Genomic DNA, 18,776 nt, shown 5'->3' with positions numbered 1-18,776 from the left:
GATAAGATATCCGAGTTGTTCAAATCTAGCCCCCTCGAATATATTGATTTCTTCTGCGCATGAGCCATCTGGATCTTCCCCCTTCTTCTTGAAGTCACTCAGTGTATCTAGATAGCTATTAAATGCATTCTTAGCAGATTGATGATCCAAGTGCCATAGATCAGGCGCTAGTCGGAATCCAAAGAATATGCGCTTTGTTCTTTTATGCGAGTTACTCCCTGGCACGACATACCTTTCGCACCACAGCTGTGGCAACGCCTACCTCATGCGTTTGACAAAGTTATCGCGATGACAGGCTTTGTCACCCAAGTGCATGCACAGTAGCTTGTAAGCTTTATAGAGATAGTCTGTGTCTGGTACGCAAGTCGATTCACTCGGAACCAAACTACAGTCGATAAATATTCGAACTGAATCCATTTGTGATTCATATCCTAGGCTTACCTCCTGCAGTAGCCCTGCTGGGTCCTTTAGCTTGAGGATATCTTTAACTTCTTGTTCCGGCATCTGCAGAGACCAAGAGAGAAGAGCTCCTATCTCATTGTGGAGCATCATTTCGAGAGCCACCCCATCGCTTGGCAGTAAGCCTGATTCCAGCCTTCTGTCTAGTGTTTTTAGGGTTAGGAGTCGACGCGTCATTCCAACACCTGCGTTATCCATGGCGGGTGCCTGAGTCGAACAGGCAACGACTCTTCCATCAAACACAAATTGACGCGTTATGTTCGAGTACAGTGCTCGGGCGGTCAGGATTCCCCCATCAGTAAGACTTAAGATTGCCCCAAGGCCGTCTTGATGTCCCTGTAAGTCTGGAAGAGCGATTAATCTCTTTCCTACAACTAGTTGCGATACCTTCTCAGGACTATTGAGATCTCTAAACCCACTGGTGATGACACCAATCGATTCCTTTGAATACATCTTTTCGAGAAGCCGCTCAGTTACCCCCTTGCCAGTGCCACTGTTTCCGATGATCATGGTAATCACGCTACAGCCGTAGCGAGGATCCGCGTGATAGGCAAACACCCCCCTTAGCATATTTAGCCATGCCAAGCCGTAGCTTGTTCTGACGAACTCGTTGAACATGGGGGGGCAATCTGCATCTTCAACCCAGTCTGCTTCAATTCCATAAGTAAGGTTGTTGCTTGGGCTATGCTCACCTAACTCCCAGCAAATATTACGGAAATATAGAGTTCCATTCTTGAAGGCAATCGCCGTATTGGCGTCCATTTCCTGCAAACCTAAACGTGTTTCAAGCCATGATATTGTGGCTTTGATCTTTTGACTTGTTGCCTTCTGCCTAATCCGTCTTGGCTCACGGGCGCCGGATTCTGTGTAAATTCGTGGAAGGATCTCGCTTATCTCTAGCTGAATGATTGAATGGCAGGTCCTTTTGTAGTATCCGAGATCTGGATCGTATCGCCAGAAGCTTCCTTTGCAGTAGTTCAGAGGGCAGCTTTGCTCTTCCGCCCGCATTTTTACGGCGGCTTCTACAATCTGTTCAACGGTAGTGGTGTCATGAAGATGATAGTCCTGAGTTTTGTAATACTCAGCAACGTCTTTGCTCGTCATTTGTCGATAAGGTGATGGTTGGGCAGAGTTGAAGCCTTTAGTGCGTCAGCGTTTTCTTGCTGATCTTCCGAAATATTGCTCAAGCTGCTCGTCAAGGCTTGGGTATCTCCCTCCACCTTCCCAGCCGCTCTCTCTCGCAGCTTTGATCACTACCCCAATTCCACAGTATGGATCGCTGATAGACTGCATCTCTGCTTCTGGAGACCAGTACTCATTCCTCCATCCAGCCTTGGCGCAAATCTCAGCAGCTTTGGTTTGGCCAAAATGGCCTACAAGCCCGTGGAGCACTTTGATTGCGGGGGCGCGAGTGCCCAATGGACCTCCTTGGGCTGAAGGCTTTTTCCTCTTTGGGATGTATTGAAGCATCTCCACCGCCATCTTTTCTTGTGCTGGAGGCGCTAGATCATTGAACCAATTGTTGTTTGGAGTCTGTGTACCTGCATATTCAATGTCGTTGGTATCAGTATTGCCCAGAAGTGGCAGTAGATGCTTTTCAAGCTCTTCGAGAGTGTATTGTGTCCCGGTATGCTTATTGATCCTGCACCTTTCCTTAGTAGAAGCGTGGAGGCTGCCCGGAACCCTCATGACTCGGTTTGCATTCTTCAGAGAACCGTCTGCTCCAGCCTCAGGCGCTGTCGCATTGATCGTCAGACAGAGACGCTCCATCAACTCCCTATACTTCTCCTTCGATATCGACTCAGACAGACAACAATAGGTATGAAGTGACTTTCCACCACTCCATACAGTGAGAGATGGTTCTGGAAGTCCGACTTTGCAAGCCAACACCTCCTGCTCCTTGAGAGACAGACCGCCATCGCATTCAAGCCATATGGAGGAGGCATGGTCGATCAGCTCGGACTTTGATCCCCATGCTTTTGGAGGGCAGGCATGTTCATACCTGGTTCTACCTCGGTTCCACTCCCAGCACCTTCGCTTCTTCTCTTGCTCCGACTTCCCACTGAAGTGACTGGGATCGCATCCCCAGTCATCGGGTCGCACTGATGGAGGATTGATCACCAGTCCTAGTGACAGATCCGGTTTCTTCCTCAGCATGTCCTCGATCCTGCGCTTAGGGATGCTTCCTGCAGTGCATGCATAGTGGATGCATGGCAGGTTTACATCCCTGGGATAGAGCGCAAAGACAAGCGGAGAGTCGTGTGCGCTGCGCCCCAGTGCAGTGAGAAACCTGCTCAGTTCAGTCCAGTCCACGATTGGTCCTGTAGTCGCCGGCTGTAGTTCCATAATGTTGTCCATCTCAGTTGAGCTCAGTTTTGCTGCGACGAGCGAGGACTACATCCGTCTCGACTGGATTCCAAAGCAGTGCTGGGCGTACCAAGCCCATCCCGATGGCCCTGTAGTGAATGCCTGCTTTAAGTACTCTCTCTTTGCGGAGCCGTCGAAGAGTCGACTCGGAGATACGTAGCTGAGTCGCTAGCTCTCTTGTTGTGTGCGTAAAGCGTGGTTGCTTCTGTGCCTCTTGGAAACATGGTCTCGGCATGGGACTGCTGCGTCTCAGCAGAGAATCACCCTTCCTGGACGATTCTGGCGGGTCGCTTTTAGTCGCGCCCAGCTCCAATTACCTGATGAGACTGACAGTTTTTCACGACTTCCGGAAGTTCTCGGACATCTCGGACATCCTGAGCCATTTTCCGGTTCAATTCATAAGCCTCGCCCCGAACTCTCGCTTCGACTAATCAACTATTCTAATCTCTTGATTCGTCAAGCCGTTGCCTTACCCGAGCCAAAAGCTTGGGCTGATCCAGTCGGCGCCCGTAAGCGTTGAGATGTACTTGTGGGCTGTGGCCCATAAGTTCAGCTGCTTCACGAACGTGTAGTCCAAGACGCTGGGCAAGTCTTAGTGCAAAGGCGTGTCTGCAGCTATAGGCCGTCAGTTCTTGATCTAAGTCCATCTGCTCCGGTATCTGCGCTCTGAGCCTTCGTAGTTGTTGTGTCAGGACTTCCCCAGGACTACGAGCTGCCACCATCCCTGCAGGAAGGCCATGCTGCTTCCATCGCTGCACCAAGTCGAAGCAATCATCCGGCCAGCCTTTTGGTGGTACAGCTGGGACCGTCCGAGAACTACTGGATCCCTTGCTGCTCTTCTTCAGCCAGTTGACCTGTGCCATTGGCAGCCCGTCATCTGCCTGTAGTACCAGCCCTTTCAGCTCAGCAGGCCGAAGGCCGAAGCAGATCACGCAATCCCAGGCCACCAGATCGGCTGGGGTGAGCTTCTGGCTCCTATTAATCCGTGCCCTCAGCTCAGCGAGCTCTTCAGCTGTGAAGGCCCGGACTCCATCGGGATTGGCGGCTACTTTGCCGTTCCCGCGTAAGGTCCCCAGCTCGCTGGGCCATGTCCATCCAGCCTCCTTCCAAAGACGACGGCACCTGTCGTGTGCCATCTGCCTCGATCGGCTGTTCGGCTCCCACTGGCGCAGCACCGTTTCCAGCAGCCTGAAGTCATCCTCCCAACGCCGTTCACTGGCGACGTCAACAAGCCTCTGCAAGTAGGGCAGATAGGCCCGCTCCCAGGAGCCCTCCTGGATCTTCTCTCCCACCAGGGCCGCCCGAAGCTTCATCGTCAGCCGTTGGAGGTTGGCGCTGCTGAGCCTCTGTGGGTCGTCGCTGGTGGGCTCCGATGCCGGATCCGGCCACTGCCACTCCCCCGCCACCACCGCGTCATAAAGGCTGCAGCACTCCGCCAGGGCCGCTGCATACGTTGCCGGACCTGGCGGGGTGCTGAGGGTGATGGCTCGGCGCTTCCCTCCTTCCTCCTGAGGGGCCTCGGGGCAGCTCGGCACTCACGACTCTCAGCCGGTCCCGCATCACCTCGACCGACCAGCCTGGCCGACCACCTCGATGGCGCTTGAAGCCCCGGCTCAGATCGGCCAGCCACTGGGGGCGAGCTCGGACCAACGGTTGCAGCTCGCGTGAAATCTGCGTGAAATTCTGGCGGATGCTGACCGCTCCGGCTGGGTTCTGACGTGTCTTGACGGATGAGACTTGCAGCCTAAAAGGCCTGTTCCGACTTGCCCAAACCCCAGATCCCCGGCCGTTTCTGCCAACGCCCCCTGATGGATTCGAACCATCGACCGGCTGCTTAGAAGGCAGCTGCTCTATCCAGCTGAGCTAAGGGAGCACGGAGCGCATTGTGCCAGCGTTCGGCGGCCAGGCCACTCCGGTAGCCCCCCCTACAGTGGACGACCGCGCTTGAACCGTTCCATGGCCGCCACCCGGCTCAGCGACAGCCAGAAAACCGAGCTGGTTGGGCGATTCCGGGAGGGCTCCAGCAGCCAGCAGCTCGCGGACAGCTACGGCTGCAGCGCCAACACGGTCATCCGCGTCGTTCGCACGGAGCTCGGCGAAGAGGAGTACGAACGTCTCAAGGCGGAGCGCTCCCGCCGCCGCAGCCGGACGACGACCGGCGATGCCGAGCCGGCCGCTGCCCCGGAAGCCCTGCAGACGGCCCTCGCCATCCCCACCCCCGAACCGGAGCCCGAGCCCGCCCCCGGGCCTGAGGCGCCGGCTGAGCCGGATCCCCGGCCGGAGGCGCTGTCGGAGTCCGAGGCCGTCCCCGCGCCGACCACCACCACTCGCAGGGTCATCCCTGCACCGCCCCGCCGTCTGTCGGTGCCGTCCCCGGCGCGGAGCGAGGTGGTGGCGGAGGACGGCCCTGCGGTGCTGGCCATCGAGGATGCCGACGATTTCGGCGCCGATGACGACGACCTGCTCACCAGCGACGACGGCGACGACGAGGGCTCCGATGACGGCACCGACGGGGCGATCAATCCGTTCCAGCCGATCCCCGTGGTGCTGCTCGACGACGGCGCCCCGGCGGCCGCCGACGGGCGGCTCCAGCCCCTGGCCAGCGCCGCCCTGCCCTCCAGCGCCTACATGCTGGTCGACAAGACCGTGGAACTGCAGGCCCGGCCCCTGAGCGAGTTCCCCGAACTGGGCCGGCTGCCGGCCGCCGAGCTGGAGCGCCAGGCGCTGGTGGTGTTCCTCAATCCCCGCCAGGCCAAGCGCCAGTGCGGCCGCACCCAGCGGGTGATCAAGCTGCCCGACCTCAAGGTGTTCGAGCTCACCGCCCCCTACCTGCTGGCCCAGGGCATCAGCCGGGTGGTGATCGAGGGTGCCCTCTACGCCCTGCCCGGCAGCTGAGGTCTCAGCCCTCGTCGCCCGGGGAGCTGCCGGGCAGCAGCAGGGCCGCGCTGGCACCGCCGCTGATCACCCCCAGCACCAGGGCCACCCCCACGATGAAGCCGGCCGGCAGCGGGGCGCTGCGGGCGAAGCCGAAGCGCAGCTGGGGTCGCACCTCCAGGTTCTGGGCGCCGAGGCACAGCAGGGTCAGCAGCAGGGTGCCGCCCAGCAGGCTGCCGCACAGGAGGCGCAGGCGCAGAAGCATCGGGGCGTTGCAGGACCAGCTGCCTCAGTCTGACGGCTCGCGGTGCAGCAGGGCATAGAGGTCGCGGCGGCTGTGGCCGCTGCGCTCGGCCAGGGTGCGGGCGGCCTCCCGGTTGCTGAGGCCCCCCGCCACCAGCGCATCGAGGGCGCGGCGCAGATCGGCCTCGTCCCAGACGGGGGCCGCCGCCGGCGGGGCACCGCCCAGCACCAGGGTGCACTCCCCCTGGGGCGGGGTGCGGCGGAAATGCTCCAGCGCCGCCGCCACCGTGGGGCCCACCTGCTCCTCGTGGCGCTTGGTGAGCTCCCGCGCCACCTGCAGGGGCCGGTCGCCGAGCACCGCCAGCAGGTCTTCGAGCAGGGCCAGCAGCCGGTGGGGTGCTTCGAACAGCACGAGGGTGCGCTCCTCGCCGGCCAGGGCCTCCAGCCGCTGGCGCCGGGGGCCGCCCTTCGGCGGCAGGAAGCCCTCGAAGCAGAAGCGGCCCATGGGCAGGCCGCTGCTCACCAGGGCGGTGGTGACGGCGCTGGGGCCGGGCACGCAGATCACCTGGCGGCCGGCGGCGCGGGCGGCGGCCGCCAGCTCCTGGCCGGGGTCCGACACCCCCGGCAGGCCGGCATCACTGATCACGGCGATCGCCTCGCCCGCCTCCAGGGCCGCCAGCAGCTGGGGAATGCGGGCCGTCTGGTTGTGCTGGTGGAAGCTCAGCAGGGGCGCCCGGATGCCGAGGTGGTGCAGCAGCAGGCCGCTGCGGCGGGTGTCCTCGCAGGCGACCCGGTCGGCCCCCGCCAGCACCCGCCGGGCCCGGGGGGAGAGGTCGTCGAGGTTGCCGATGGGGGTGCCCACCAGATAGAGGACGCCGGCGGCGGGTTCGTGCTCCTGCACCGGGTCCTGCACAATGCCGTTTTCCGGTCCCCATGATGCCGTCTTCCTTCGCCCTGCCCGACGGCATCGGCCGTGAGCCCCTGCTGGCGGAGCTGCGCCGGCTGGCCTGGGGGGCGGCCGACATCCTGCGGGCCTACGCCCGCGGCGAGCAGCCCCCCTACGGCTTCCCGCCGGCCATGAGCGTCGACCACGGCGGCGAGGGGCCCGTTTCGGCGGCGGATCTGGCGGTGAACCGCTGGCTGCTGGACGGCCTGGCGGCGGCGTTCCCGGCCGCCGGCTGGACGCTGCTGAGCGAGGAGACCGCCGCTGAGGTGCTGGTGCCGGGCCAGCCCCTGGAGGCCGAGTGGCTGTGGATCCTCGATCCCCTCGATGGCACCAAGGACTTCCTGCAGGGCACCGGCGAGTACGCCGTCCACCTGGCCCTGGTGCATGGCCAGCGGCCGGTGCTGGGGGTGGTGCTGCTGCCGGAGCCGGAGGAGCTCTGGTTCGGGCTGGTGGGGGCGGGCGAGGCCGGCACGGCGGGCGAGGCCTGGCGCGAGAACCGGGCCGGTGAGCGCACCCCGGCCACCCTCAGCGGCCGCGGCGAGGAGCTGGTGCTGGTGGCCAGCCGCAACCACCGCGACGACCGGCTGGAGCAGCTGCTGGCCGAGCTGCGGCCGGCCCGCAGCACGGCGATCGGCAGCGTCGGCGGGAAGGTGGCCACGATCCTGCGCGGGGAGGCCGACCTCTACATCTCCCTGTCGGGCCGCAGTGCCCCCAAGGACTGGGACATGGCCGCCCCCGAGGCGGTGCTGGTCGCCGCCGGCGGCGCCTTCAGCCATGCCGATGGCCGGCCCCTCACCTACAACAGCGGCGATGTGCGCCAGGCGGGTTGCCTGATCGCCAGCCACGGCCCGGCCCATGCCGATCTCTGCCGCCGGGCGGCGGCGGCGATGGCGCTGATCGATCCGGGTTTCCCCGTCTGAACGGGAATCAGCCGATTCAGCAGGCAAGCAGCTCCAGCCCGCAGGCCCTGGCGGCCCCGATGAGCGCGTTGTCGCGGCTGGCGAGGGGGAGACCTGCGCGCATCGCCAGTTCCAGATAGGCGGCGTCGTAGCTGGTGAGACGGTGCTGGGCCGCCAGGCTCAGGACGTCATGCCAGACGACGGCCGGGTCGGCGGGATCGATGGCCAGATCGAGCTGAACCACAAGGGTGAGGAACTGGCTCCGATCCGCTGCGCTGATCCGGCCGCGTCGTTCGGCCATCAGCAGCACGTTGGCCAGCTCCCAGAGAAACAGCGCCGGCACACAGAGTTCGGACGCCGGCAACCGCGCCAGGAGCGCCTCTGAGGCCGCGGAGCGCTCGTCCTCGAAACACCAGGCGCAGACCGCGGACATGTCGGCGACGAAGCTCAGCACCGGCGGCCTTCGTCCCGCAACTCCTGAATCGAGGGGCCGTTGAGGCGCCGGCCGGTGGCGAAGCTGCGCAGACGCTCGATGGCCTCGATGCGGCGCTCGCGGCCATGGGCGTTGACCGGAACCAGCCGTGCCAGGGGATTGCCGTGGCGGGTGATCAGGATCTCCTCGCCACCGGCCACCTCCTCCAGCAGGCTGGAGAGGTGGGTCTTGGCCTCGAAGGCCCCGACTGTCTTCATCGCCCGATTCCAACCAGTTGCCAACCAGTTTAGGGCTGGGGCCCGGCCGTAGGGCCAGGCCCCCGTGGCGGTCAGACCGCCGCCGGCTCCTGCTGGGGAACGCCCCGCAGGGTGAGGTTGATGCGGCCGCGGTTGTCGATCTCCCGCACCCGCACCGTCACCTGGTCGCCGACGTTGACCACGTCCTCCACCTTTTCCACCCGTGCTTCGGAGAGCTGGGAGATGTGGATCATTCCCTCCTTGCCGGGCAGGATCTCCACGAAGGCGCCGATCGGGATCACCCGGGTGACCGAACCGTTGAACACCTCCCCTTCGCTGACGCGACGGGTGAGGCCCTCGATGATGCGCTGGGCCTCCTCGGCGGCGGCGCCGTCATGGCTGGCGATCGTGACGATGCCGCCGTCCTCGATGTCGATCTTGGTGTTGGTGCGCTCGGTGATGCCCTTGATGGTGCGGCCGCCGGGGCCGATCACGGTGCCGATCAGTTCCGGATCGATGCGGAAGCTGAGCAGGCGCGGGGCGTGGGGGGAGAGGACGTCGCGGGGCTTGTCGATGGCCTCGAGCATCTTGCCGAGGATGTGCAGCCGGGCCGGGCGGGCCTGGTTGATCGCTTCGGCGATCGTTTTCACCGCCAGGCCGGTGATCTTCATGTCCATCTGCAGGGCGGTGATGCCCTTCTCGGTGCCGGCCACCTTGAAGTCCATGTCGCCGAGGAAGTCCTCGATGCCCTGGATGTCGGTGAGGATGCGCACCTCCTCCCCCTCCTTGATCAGGCCCATGGCCGCACCGCTCACCGGGGCCGCCAGGGGGACGCCGGCGTCCATCAGGGCCAGGGTGCTGCCGCAGACCGAGCCCATCGAGGTGGAGCCGTTGGAGCTGAGGCACTCCGACACCACCCGCAGCACGTAGGGGAAGCTCTCCTTGGAGGGCAGCACGGGGATCAGGGCACGCTCGGCCAGGGCGCCGTGGCCGATCTCGCGGCGACCGGGGGAACGCATCGGCCGGGTCTCACCGACCGAGTAGGGGGGGAAGTTGTAGTGGTGGAGGTAGGTCTTCTCGCTGTTGGGGTTGAGGTCGTCCATCTCCTGGGCGTCGCTCGGGGTGCCGAGGGTGGCGCAGGAGAGCACCTGGGTCAGCCCGCGCTGGAACAGGCCCGAGCCGTGGACGCGCTTGGGCAGCACGCCGGCGGCGGCCTGGATGGGGCGCACCTCGTCGAGGCTGCGGCCATCCACCCGCTTGCCCTCGACGAGGATCTGCTGGCGCATCAGCTTCTTGGTGAGGCTCTTGTAGGTGTTGCCCAGCAGCTTGCCGTTGCTGCTCACGGCCACCTTGATCGGATCCTCGCCGTCGAGGGAGGCGATCTTCTCGGCCACCTCGGCCTTGATGGCATCGAGCTTCTCGTCCCGCTCGGACTTGGTCTGCTCGAAGTGCTTGAGCACCTCACCGATGCCCTTGGCGCATTCCTTCTCCAGGAAGGAGGGGAGGGCGGGGTCTTCGCTGCGCTCCTCGGGCAGCACCTGCTCGATGCCGAGCTCCTTGAGCAGGGCCAGCTGGGCGCGGATCAGCTCACCGACGGCCTCGTAGCCGAAGTCGATGGCCTCGATCACGTCCTGCTCGGGCAGCTGGTTGGCACCCGCCTCCACCATCACCACGCCGGAGGGGGTTCCGGCCACCACCAGGTCGAGCTCGCTGCGCTCGATCTCGCGGAAGCTGGGGTTGAGGACGAAGTCGTCGCCGAGCAGGCCGACGCGCACGGCGGCCATCGGGCCCATGAAGGGGATCTTCGCCAGCAGGGTGGCCATCGAGGCGCCGGTGACGGCGAGCACGTCGGGGGGAACCCGCTCATCGAGGGACATGCAGGTGGCGACGATCTGCAGGTCGTCCCGCAGCCAGCCCGGGAACAGGGGCCGCATCGGCCGGTCGATCAGGCGGCAGGTGAGGGTGGCCCGTTCGGGGGGGCGCGCCTCCCGGCGCATGAAGCTACCGGGGATGCGGCCGGCGGCGTAGAGGCGTTCTTCGTAGTCGCAGATCAGGGGGAGGAAATCGATGCCCTCCCGGCCTTTCGAGCGGGTGGCGGTGACCAGAATTGCCGTATCACCGCATTCCACCATCACCGAGCCCCCGGCCTGGGGCGCAAATCGGCCGCTGGTCAGCCGGATCTCCCGACCATCGAAGGAGATCGACTGAGTGTGTCCTTGCACTGGGCGTTATGTCCGTTTTGTTGTCGCCGACCATTCTCGCATCCGCCGTTCCAGGCCATGAAGAAGGCGCCCTCCCGGGGCGCCTTCTGCGACGGAAAGCCGTTGCGGTGGCAGGGCCGAAGCCCGCTGCTCACCAGCTGGACTTGACCACGCCGGGAAGCTCGCCCTTGTGGGCCCGCTCGCGCAGCTGGTTGCGGCAGAGGCCGAAATCGCGGTAGTAGCCGCGGGGCTTGCCGGTGGCCCAGCAGCGGTTGCGGATGCGGTTGGGGGCGCTGTTGCGGGGCAGCGACTGCAGCTTGCGGTGGATCTCCAGCCGCTCCATCGGATCGCCGGCCGCATCGAAGGCCTCCTTGAGGGCGGCACGGCGCGCCGCGAAGCGCTCCACGATCTTGCGGCGCTTCACGTCACGCGCGATCATCGACTTCTTCGCCATGCGGCCGGAGGAGGGGGAAACTTCAGCCCGCCATCGTACCGTCTGGCCCGCCCCCTTCGGTCCGGCCCACCGGGCTCAGGGGCCGGGATGGCTGGGGCAGAGATCGGCCAGGCCGCAGCCGGCGCAGCGGGGCTTGCGGGCCACGCAGACCGCCCGGCCGTGGAAGATCAGCCGGATCGAGAGGGTCTCCCACTCCGGCCGCGGCACCAGCTTCATCAGATCGGGTTCGATCTTCTTCGGGTCGCTGTGGCGGGTGAGGCGCAGGCGGTTGGCCAGCCGCTTCACGTGGGTGTCGACGGTGACGCCGGCGTTGATGCCGAAGGCGTGGGCCAGCACCACGTTGGCGGTCTTGCGGGCCACCCCCGGCAGGGGAAGCAGCTCCTCCATCGAGGCCGGCACGGCCCCGCCGTGGCGTTCCATCAGCAGGCGGGAGGCGGCCACGATGTGCTTCGCCTTGTTGCGGTAGAAGCCGGTCGACTGCACATAGGGTTCCACCGCGTCGCTCTCGACGGCGGCGGCGGCGGCGGCATCGGGGAAGCGCTCGAACAGGGCCGGGGTCACCTTGTTGACCCGTTCGTCGGTGCACTGGGCCGAGAGCATGGTGGCCACCAGCAGCTCCCAGGGGGTGCGCCAGTCGAGGGAGCAGGTGGCCTCCGGGTAGAGGACGCCGAGGCGCTCGAGGATCAGCGGGGCCCGGGTGCGGGGGCTGGGGAAGCGGGGCACCTCAGCGGCTGAGCAGCTGCTGGATGGCGGGCAGCTGGCTGGTGTCCTTGACGATCAGCACCAGGGAGAGGCCCACCAGGAAGACGAAGCCCGATTGCATGAAGGCCATCTGGTAGCGGTCGGAGAGGGGGCGGCCCCGCACCCCCTCCAGCAGCAGCAGGGCGAACTGGCCGCCGTCGAGCAGGGGCAGGGGCAGGGCGTTGAGCACCGCCAGGTTGATCGAGATCAGGGCGGTGAACAGGAACAGGCTGCTGCCCCCCTGGCTGGCCAGGGAGGCCCCCATCTCGACGATCTTCACCGGCCCCGAGACCTGGGGGGCGGTTTCGCCGAAGTGGGTGAGCAGGGTGCCGAAACCCTCCACGGTGCGGCGGGTCAGCACGATGAAGTCGTGGTTGGCCTGCAGGACCGGCTCCAGCGGGCTGGTGGCCGGCCGGAAGGACTCGGTGCCGTTGGGCTGCAGCTGGGCGCCGATGCGGCCGATGCCGCCGCTGTCCGTGGGGGTGAGGGGCAGCCGCAGGAGGGTGCCGTTGCGGTCGGCCTGCAGGCGCAGGGTGCGGCCGGGGGCGTCCTTGATGCGCTCCACCAGGGCCATCACCGCGTCCTGGCCGCCGGCCAGGAGGGTGCCGTCGACCGCCACGATGCGATCGCCCGGCTGCAGGCCGGAGCCGGCGGCCGCCTGGCCGGGCTGGACCGCGGCCACCACCACACCGGGGGTGGCGCTGAAGCCCGACGGGATGCCGAGCACCAGGCCCTGGGCCAGCAGCACGCTCCAGGCCAGCAGCAGGTTGGCGATGACGCCGGCGGCGATCACCAGGGCCCGCTGGGGCAGGGGGCGGTTGCCCATCAGGTCGGGATCGTCGGCGGCGATGCTGCTGTCCTCCTCGTCGTCGGGGAAGGCCACGAAACCGCCCAGGGGGATGGCCCGCAGGGCGAACAGGACGCCGCGGCGCTTCCGCTGGATCAGGGCGGGCCCGAAGCCGATCGAAAAACCGCTGACCCGGATGCCCTGCCAGGTGGCGGCGAAGAAGTGGCCGGCCTCATGCACCACGATCAGGCCCGCCAGGATCGCCAGCGCCGTCAGTACACCCATTCAGTTTCCCGGCTCCATTGACCCCATTCTGCGGGAACCGACCCGGCACCGGGCCGCTGGCGCTGCCGGAGGGGACCGATAGCATGGTTTCGTTGATGGGCGGGTCTGCCTGCATGGCCGAGCAACAGACCAGTGGGCAACCAGCCGCTGAGCAACCAGCCGCTGAGCAACCAGCCGGTGAAGAGCCTCAGGAACTGCGCACCTCCCTCCGCCACGCCCTGCCCGGTGGTGTCTCCGCCAGCATCCGGCTGTCGACGGGCCGCACGGTCTACGTGACGGTGGGGGATGTGAGTCGCACGGGCGCCTGCGTGGTGCGCCGGGGATCCCTTGAGGTGACGGCCGATGAGGAGGTGCTGCTCGACATCAGCGATTACGAGAAGCACCAGAGCGTCTCCCTGCCGGCGCGGGTCCAGTGGGTGAACAGCCGCAGCTACAACACCCTCGTCGGCCTGGCCTTCAGCGACGGCCCGCTGTTGCCCGGCACCATGCTCGACCAATACTTCGACCAGACCCTGCAGATGCGGGGCAACTTCGAAGGCTGATCTGGAAGCCTGAGGTGATCGCTGCGCTGGGTAGTCCCGCAAAGCGCGTCCCTCCAAGGTTCCCTGTCTGGCCATGGGGTCCGCCCCGTGCTTAGGCTTGAGCTCACGCTTTAAGGACGCTCGGGCGCCGAGATGGAGAGATCAAACCGCAGATCGAACCGCCACACCTGTCAGTTCGGCCCGATCCATCGGCAGCAGGAGAAACGGCCAGGATCCTTGCTAAAGTTTCATAAAGATTTTCCTGGGAGCGAGCGTGCAGCGATGAAGTTGCGCAGTCGAGTGCCTTTTGGCCTGCCCCTCCAAGCTCGGCTCACCAAAGCCAGGTTGTTGCTGCACCTGTTGACGAAACCCGCTCGAAACGAGCAGCAAGCGGGTTCCACCATGCTGGCCGGTGTTTTGGTGATCCTTGCTCTCCTTGTGGGGACCTTAGGTCTGGTGGCGATCGTCAACGGGTCCAATCTGGCGTCGCTGGGGAGCGGCGAGGGCCGCGATGCCCAGCAGGTGGCAGAAGCCGGTGCTGACCAGATCATTGCCACGTTCAACCAGCCGGAGAATCGTCAGCTGCTCGTCGCTGGGAGTACACCTCCCGACCAGTGGAGCACCACCAACATGGACCTGCAAAGTCCATGCGTCTCCACCACCAATGTGCGGCCCGGCCCGAATGGTAACGGCATGCCTTCCGCCAGAGCTGTCAATTTTGCCAATGGCCAGTTTCGCAACCTTGAGAATGTTGATCAGGTCAACCAGGGTAACAGGCGTTTCGTTTTAAAAAGTATCCGCTACTCAGCAGGGAACAACGGAAGCACGGACCGTCGCGCCGTCTACAGAACCTTCGACGCGGACGGAACCGTGCGCAGTCAGGCCGGGACCATTCCCACGGGGACCAGGTTCAACAGCCTGCTGAACCTGGATGACCCCGATGGCGGTGGAGCCCTACGACCGGGCACCCATACGGGATACATCGCTGTGACGGTGGAGGGTCGGTTGTATCGGCCCGACGGCACCTTCTCCACTTCTACCGTCACCAGGGAGTTCGAGGTTGTGCCTAAATGCTGTGGCGGCTCTTTCGGCAGTAATGCCTCCGGAGGTTCGACCACGGGAGCCACCGCTGCCGGCGATCTCGGTGCCGACAGCCGCTTCTGCGGCATTGAATTCGGCATGATCACCGGCATCAACGGAGGTCGCTTCCTCTCCCAGGCGGCCAACGATCGCTACACCAGGCGAAACTCCGCAGGGCAGGTGGTGAATATCGGTGCCATTCTCGGGATCATTGACGATCCCACTTACGTGTGGGATCGCAATACCAAGCAGGTCGTCAGCAACATTCAAGTGGGTTGCCGAACGGTTCCAAGCCCCTGCAATACCGCAGCAGAAATCATCCCGGGTGATACGAGCGGGAACACTCTCGTCACCTATTACCAGCCATTCACCGGTACCACCACCCCGAACGTCTGCCCGCCCGCCTCCCTCTCGCCACTCTCGCAGGCTCTTGGAAACGCGGCCTCGATCGAAGGCCGTGCTGCTTCCTGTATTCCGATCGTTCCTCTCTTCCTCTCGGCGGGCCTTCCAAGCATCGCCTCCAAGTACACCCATAACTGGACGTCCGGTGGCCACCCGGATACCGTCAGCCAGCAGACGGTCACGTCCGCCAGCCCTGGTGATTACCCCCAGATCAGTGCATTTGCCGGGGATCAGAATGGCGTCAATGTAAATGGGGTGGACATCTGGATTCGGGGCAATGGGGCCACCAACGTAAGTCAAGTCACCCCTGGCCCTTTCCTCGAGTACTGCAACACCCGCTATCTGCCCGGCAACGCCTGCGCCTCCGTGTTCGATGGTTCGGGTTCCAACATCCATACCTGGGCCGTCGTTTCTAGGCCAGGTCCGGTTGATGGTGGGATCAGCGATGAATTCACCAACGCTGCCTATGTATCTTCAGCTTCATCAACCACATTCACCTTCAGCGGTTATACCGCCGGCTCCACACCACGCTGGCCCTCCCTCTGGCAGGTGAGTAACCAGGATTTTGCCAGCGCAGGTAATCTCAGCACCGGGGATCTGATCGTTCGGACCCTCACCGGCATTGGCCGGGTGGTCACGTTCCGTGATGTGGGTAACAACCAAGGCGCAACCCTCACCAACCGCCCCGCGCTCGCCAGGGCGGTGAATCTGTATGCCCTCAGGGCGCCGGTGCTGGAGTTCAGCTTCACCCGGACCCGCGGCACCAGTGCGGCCAACACGGCCGCCCTCCGGCTCGACTACTCCTTTGACGGCACCATCACCACCGACAGGCCTGTCAACCAATCCAACGACACCGGCTGGACCAGCCTCGCCTCGGTGACTGCGGATGGGGGTGTCAGAACCCAGAACGGCACCACGATCGGCGGCTCTAACATCAACATTGGGAACAATCTGAGCAATGGTGCAGTGAACCTCAGCGCCGGCAGCAGTGGTCAATGTGCGACCACGACGTCGGCTCCCTATTCCTCCACCAATCCGCTCTACACCTGCCGCATCCAGCTGCCTCCACAGGCGACCGCCGCCACCAACCGCTTCAGTCACTACGTGAAGTTTCGGCTGCGGGCCAACAGCGACTTGGGCCCGGTCAGTACAGCCAGCAATATCAGTGAGATCAATCTCACCAACGTGGAGATCAAGTCGCGGGTTCCCTCCTCGAACTCCGTTGGCGATGCCACCTACCTCAACTGGTGCGAATACAGTTCTTCGTTCCCGGTTACCACAGGCTTCTCCGGTGGCTTCCACTGCCTCGGGCCCAGCATTGATCTCCGGGCTCTGGGTAACAACCTATGGATCGACACCACTGACCATTCTGTCAGCTTCTATTACAACCGCGCCACCGATTCCCGCGGCATTACGGCGGCCAATCCCCTCATTAACCTTGTCCAAGGAGGGACGATGTCGAACGTGGCCTGTCCCACGGGCCGTGGAGCTGGCCGGCCTTACCTAAGCGTGGCGCCGGTGGAGAATTGCAAAACACTCGTTCCTGAAAATGAATTCAATCCGGTCGCTGAGTACGATAGGTTCAATATCTTCGGCAGAGACACGTCCCCGGGGACCGGTTGCATCGATGCGGGACGCACCAACCAGCCCTGCAATCAGGTGATCATCATCGGTGCCGACTCCTCGGCCTCGGCGGCCAACCGCTCACGCATCGCCGGGGCGTGGTTCTACCTGCCGTGGGGATTGGTTTCCTTCTGCGTCAACGGTTGCGGCGACTTGCCAGGTTTGACGCCGGCTGAGCTTGCCCAGGATGACAGTTGGAACTTCGGTGGCAGGATCTGGGTGCGCACGATTTTGGCTGGTGGCCAGAACCACTTCCGGGTTCCGCCCTCGGCGTCCTCCAGCCTCACCCAGTTGGTAGGGGTCGCCAACTCAGCGGATGTGAGTTACATCGGCTGGGAAGGCATCGATTGGGTGGCTCGCTCTCCAACGGCGGCGCGCAAGGGGTTCTCTCTTGATTAGGCAGATGCAGAGAACATGCCGACCGCAATCCCGTCGATCCGTGCCAGCAGAGCAAGGGATCGGCATCGTTGAGCCCCTGGTGCTCACGGTCATGCTAGCGATTGTGATCGGCTCCACCGCCCTGGTCTTCAACAGCATCAATCGGCGAACGATCTCTACCCAGCAACAGGTGGTGATGCAGGCTTCAATTGACGACAACCTGCGTCAGATCAAGACGCTGGCGCGCAGGTACACCTGCTGCTCCGGTGTCTGCACCACCACCATCCCCACCACATTCGGTGTGGTCAGCGGGACCACCCAGCCGTGTGCCACCAATAATCCCCTGGATGATCGCTATTACTTCCCCCAGGTTGACTTGGCTTCGACAACGGCTAACTTTCCCAATACAACCACTTCATCTGAACAGATTGCCGTCGAGCAGCTCTGTGCGAATAACACGGCCTTTCTGAGTCCCTTCCAGACGGCCGTCAATGCACTGCCGCAGCCGGTCAACGCCACCCGCACCACGGCGATTCAGCCCGAGCGGATCCTCCGGGTGACCTTCACGGATAACAACAGCAATAACCGAGTCACCAGGGTGGAAAACATCATTCCCCATATGGCGTATTTCTGCCCGTGAGACATCTTTTGTCCTTCTTCCCACGCCGGGGCCATTCCCAGGCTTTTACCGTCGTCGAGTTGCTGGTCACGGTGGCGGTCATCGGCATCCTTGGATCTGTTGCCTTCGCTTCTTCGCAGGTGTTTTTGCGCCGTGACCAGGCCAATGGCGCGGTTGCCGAGCTCATGGGTTGGCTGGAGGGCATCTCTGGGCGATCCGGCGCCTTCGGGCCCTGTGTGGTCCAGTTCACCACCGGAACCAACGTGGCTCCCGGTACCACCTTGGCATCCCTGCAGAACGTCGCCAGTAATGCCCGTTGCACCCCGGAGGCCACCTTGAGGCTCCCAACGACCGATGGCAACCGCACCTACAACGTGGCAGTGACGTATACACCGAACTCGGCGACCTCCCTCACCTTCACCCCCAGAGGAGGTGTCGTGGCCAATGGTGTGGAGGCCGTCGTCAAGATCTCCGTGAATAATCAGTTGCCCCTGCGATGCGTGAGAATCTCCTTCGGAACCCTGAGCACTGGCCTCAACAATACGACCGGTGATGTCAATCAGACGTGCACGGTATGGGAGCGAACCTGATGGGAGCGAACCGGAGGCCATCCATCGTGAACCAGAGGAGAACTGCCGCTGGGTTCACCCTGATCGAGTTGCTGATTGGTGGCGTGCTCACAGCCATCGCCCTGGGATCGGTGGCTGTGCTCTCTGTGCATCAGATCCGGATCGCTGACCGCGTCTATGCCCTCACCACGATCAACCGCAACTTCCGGCGGATTTCGGATCTGTTGAAGGTGGAAGTGGGTGAGGCCTGCCTGTTGCGCGGCGGCGCCAATCCGCGTACCACGGCCACCCTGCCGGACACCCCCTGCAAGCCTCAAGATCCTTCCGTCTGCGCCCCAGCTGCCGCCTCCACAGACCTGCGACTGCTGATTCCGATCCAGACCTCGGGCTCCAATACCATTACCTACAGCATCGTCAGGTTTTACCGCAGTGGCAACGAGCTGCTGCGCGATGGTCCTCAGGTCGATGCCAATGGCCTGTTGACGGCCACCGCGGCCACCGGCAGCAGGGTCCTCAGCAACGTGTCCACGTTCACTCCCACCGTGTCGGCCGATTGCACCTGGGTCAGCCTCGATCTTGGCCTGAGCGTGCCTGGCTCCGCCGATGTGGTGACCCGCACGCTCACTCTCTACTCTGGGGCCGCGGAGAGCATCAACTGA

Annotated in this window: 17 protein-coding genes and 1 tRNA gene; 7 read left to right on the top strand and 11 right to left on the bottom strand. The window is 63.7% G+C overall.

All coding sequences use genetic code 11. From position 1 onward, the window contains the following. Positions 1 to 258 precede the first annotated feature (258 nt). The 3 genes from KBZ08_RS14060 to KBZ08_RS14050 all read right to left on the bottom strand — a co-directional run bounded on the left by KBZ08_RS14060 (position 259) and on the right by KBZ08_RS14050 (position 4,699). Positions 259 to 1,563 carry a hypothetical protein gene (locus KBZ08_RS14060; protein WP_254973770.1) on the bottom strand — a complete coding sequence of 435 codons (1,305 nt, stop codon included), beginning with the start codon at positions 1,561 to 1,563 and terminating at the stop codon, positions 259 to 261. Positions 1,564 to 1,608: 45 nt separating this feature from the next. Continuing rightward, positions 1,609 to 2,772, bottom strand: coding sequence for a hypothetical protein (locus KBZ08_RS14055; protein ID WP_254973768.1), 1,164 nt, complete (start codon positions 2,770 to 2,772; stop codon positions 1,609 to 1,611). A gap of 1,853 nt (positions 2,773 to 4,625) precedes the next feature. Next, positions 4,626 to 4,699 (bottom strand) — tRNA-Arg (locus KBZ08_RS14050). An 83-nt stretch (positions 4,700 to 4,782) separates the two neighbouring features. Between KBZ08_RS14050 and KBZ08_RS14045 the strand changes: the two genes are divergently transcribed. Next, a complete protein-coding gene (locus tag KBZ08_RS14045) occupies positions 4,783 to 5,721 on the top strand; it encodes a hypothetical protein (protein WP_254973766.1) in 939 nt (312 codons plus the stop codon). Between the two features lie 4 nt (positions 5,722 to 5,725). Here the strand turns inward: KBZ08_RS14045 and KBZ08_RS14040 are convergent, their stop codons facing one another. Continuing rightward, entirely contained in the window at positions 5,726 to 5,965 is a 240-nt protein-coding gene (locus tag KBZ08_RS14040) for a hypothetical protein (RefSeq protein WP_106220527.1), read from the bottom strand. 24 nt (positions 5,966 to 5,989) lie between these two features. Further along, a complete protein-coding gene (rsmI, locus tag KBZ08_RS14035; RefSeq protein ID WP_219904094.1) occupies positions 5,990 to 6,844 on the bottom strand; it encodes a 16S rRNA (cytidine(1402)-2'-O)-methyltransferase in 855 nt (284 codons plus the stop codon). A gap of 32 nt (positions 6,845 to 6,876) precedes the next feature. On the opposite strand from rsmI, the gene KBZ08_RS14030 reads away from it, so the two are divergent. Next, complete coding sequence (locus tag KBZ08_RS14030) at positions 6,877 to 7,809, top strand: 3'(2'),5'-bisphosphate nucleotidase CysQ (RefSeq protein ID WP_254973762.1); 933 nt, start codon at positions 6,877 to 6,879, stop codon at positions 7,807 to 7,809. 16 nt (positions 7,810 to 7,825) lie between these two features. Here KBZ08_RS14030 and KBZ08_RS14025 read toward each other — a convergent pair whose 3' ends face one another. The 6 genes from KBZ08_RS14025 to rseP form a co-directional block, all read right to left on the bottom strand. Next, on the bottom strand, positions 7,826 to 8,242 hold the full coding sequence (locus KBZ08_RS14025) for a type II toxin-antitoxin system VapC family toxin (protein WP_254973761.1): 417 nt from the start codon (positions 8,240 to 8,242) through the stop codon (positions 7,826 to 7,828). After that, positions 8,236 to 8,478, bottom strand: coding sequence for a type II toxin-antitoxin system Phd/YefM family antitoxin (locus KBZ08_RS14020; RefSeq protein WP_254973760.1), 243 nt, complete (start codon positions 8,476 to 8,478; stop codon positions 8,236 to 8,238). The genes KBZ08_RS14025 and KBZ08_RS14020 overlap by 7 nt, the downstream gene beginning before the upstream one ends. A gap of 71 nt (positions 8,479 to 8,549) precedes the next feature. After that, positions 8,550 to 10,679, bottom strand: coding sequence for a polyribonucleotide nucleotidyltransferase (locus KBZ08_RS14015; protein WP_106220531.1), 2,130 nt, complete (start codon positions 10,677 to 10,679; stop codon positions 8,550 to 8,552). Positions 10,680 to 10,809: 130 nt separating this feature from the next. Next, entirely contained in the window at positions 10,810 to 11,112 is a 303-nt protein-coding gene (rpsN, locus tag KBZ08_RS14010) for a 30S ribosomal protein S14 (protein ID WP_043325519.1), read from the bottom strand. Between the two features lie 75 nt (positions 11,113 to 11,187). Beyond that, positions 11,188 to 11,835, bottom strand: a complete 648-nt coding sequence (gene nth / locus KBZ08_RS14005; RefSeq protein ID WP_106220532.1) for an endonuclease III — start codon at positions 11,833 to 11,835, stop codon at positions 11,188 to 11,190. A 1-nt stretch (position 11,836) separates the two neighbouring features. Beyond that, positions 11,837 to 12,925, bottom strand: a complete 1,089-nt coding sequence (rseP, locus tag KBZ08_RS14000; protein WP_254973759.1) for an RIP metalloprotease RseP — start codon at positions 12,923 to 12,925, stop codon at positions 11,837 to 11,839. Between the two features lie 113 nt (positions 12,926 to 13,038). On the opposite strand from rseP, the gene KBZ08_RS13995 reads away from it, so the two are divergent. The 5 genes from KBZ08_RS13995 (at position 13,039) to KBZ08_RS13975 (ending at position 18,776) form a co-directional block, all read left to right on the top strand. Continuing rightward, entirely contained in the window at positions 13,039 to 13,467 is a 429-nt protein-coding gene (locus KBZ08_RS13995; protein WP_254973757.1) for a PilZ domain-containing protein, read from the top strand. A gap of 261 nt (positions 13,468 to 13,728) precedes the next feature. Further along, positions 13,729 to 16,950, top strand: a complete 3,222-nt coding sequence (locus tag KBZ08_RS13990) for a hypothetical protein (RefSeq protein ID WP_254973755.1) — start codon at positions 13,729 to 13,731, stop codon at positions 16,948 to 16,950. A 40-nt stretch (positions 16,951 to 16,990) separates the two neighbouring features. Further along, positions 16,991 to 17,569, top strand: a complete 579-nt coding sequence (locus tag KBZ08_RS13985) for a hypothetical protein (protein WP_254973754.1) — start codon at positions 16,991 to 16,993, stop codon at positions 17,567 to 17,569. Beyond that, positions 17,566 to 18,138: a prepilin-type N-terminal cleavage/methylation domain-containing protein gene (locus KBZ08_RS13980; RefSeq protein ID WP_254973751.1), complete on the top strand. Its 573-nt coding sequence runs from the start codon at positions 17,566 to 17,568 to the stop codon at positions 18,136 to 18,138. Before KBZ08_RS13985 ends, KBZ08_RS13980 begins: the two co-directional genes overlap by 4 nt. Next, positions 18,123 to 18,776, top strand: a complete 654-nt coding sequence (locus tag KBZ08_RS13975; RefSeq protein WP_254973749.1) for a prepilin-type N-terminal cleavage/methylation domain-containing protein — start codon at positions 18,123 to 18,125, stop codon at positions 18,774 to 18,776. The genes KBZ08_RS13980 and KBZ08_RS13975 overlap by 16 nt, the downstream gene beginning before the upstream one ends.

Origin of the sequence: Cyanobium sp. Candia 9D4 (assembly GCF_024346155.1) — a bacterium.
Classification (GTDB): Bacteria; Cyanobacteriota; Cyanobacteriia; order PCC-6307; family Cyanobiaceae; genus Cyanobium; species Cyanobium minutissimum.
The sequence above is the reverse complement of the archived record's forward strand: the minus strand, read 5'-3'. Positions and strand labels throughout refer to the sequence as shown.

Excerpts from the sequence above, each read along its gene's own strand:
- KBZ08_RS14040 (WP_106220527.1), bottom strand. The coding sequence starts at position 5,965 with ATGCTTCTGCGCCTGCGCCTCCTGTGCGGCAGCCTGCTGGGCGGCACC.
- KBZ08_RS14060 (WP_254973770.1), bottom strand. The coding sequence starts at position 1,563 with ATGACGAGCAAAGACGTTGCTGAGTATTACAAAACTCAGGACTATCAT.
- KBZ08_RS13975 (WP_254973749.1), top strand. The coding sequence starts at position 18,123 with ATGGGAGCGAACCTGATGGGAGCGAACCGGAGGCCATCCATCGTGAAC.
- KBZ08_RS14030 (WP_254973762.1), top strand. The coding sequence starts at position 6,877 with ATGATGCCGTCTTCCTTCGCCCTGCCCGACGGCATCGGCCGTGAGCCC.
- rseP (WP_254973759.1), bottom strand. The coding sequence starts at position 12,925 with ATGGGTGTACTGACGGCGCTGGCGATCCTGGCGGGCCTGATCGTGGTG.
- KBZ08_RS14020 (WP_254973760.1), bottom strand. The coding sequence starts at position 8,478 with ATGAAGACAGTCGGGGCCTTCGAGGCCAAGACCCACCTCTCCAGCCTG.
- KBZ08_RS14045 (WP_254973766.1), top strand. The coding sequence starts at position 4,783 with ATGGCCGCCACCCGGCTCAGCGACAGCCAGAAAACCGAGCTGGTTGGG.
- rpsN (WP_043325519.1), bottom strand. The coding sequence starts at position 11,112 with ATGGCGAAGAAGTCGATGATCGCGCGTGACGTGAAGCGCCGCAAGATC.
- KBZ08_RS13995 (WP_254973757.1), top strand. The coding sequence starts at position 13,039 with ATGGCCGAGCAACAGACCAGTGGGCAACCAGCCGCTGAGCAACCAGCC.
- KBZ08_RS13990 (WP_254973755.1), top strand. The coding sequence starts at position 13,729 with ATGAAGTTGCGCAGTCGAGTGCCTTTTGGCCTGCCCCTCCAAGCTCGG.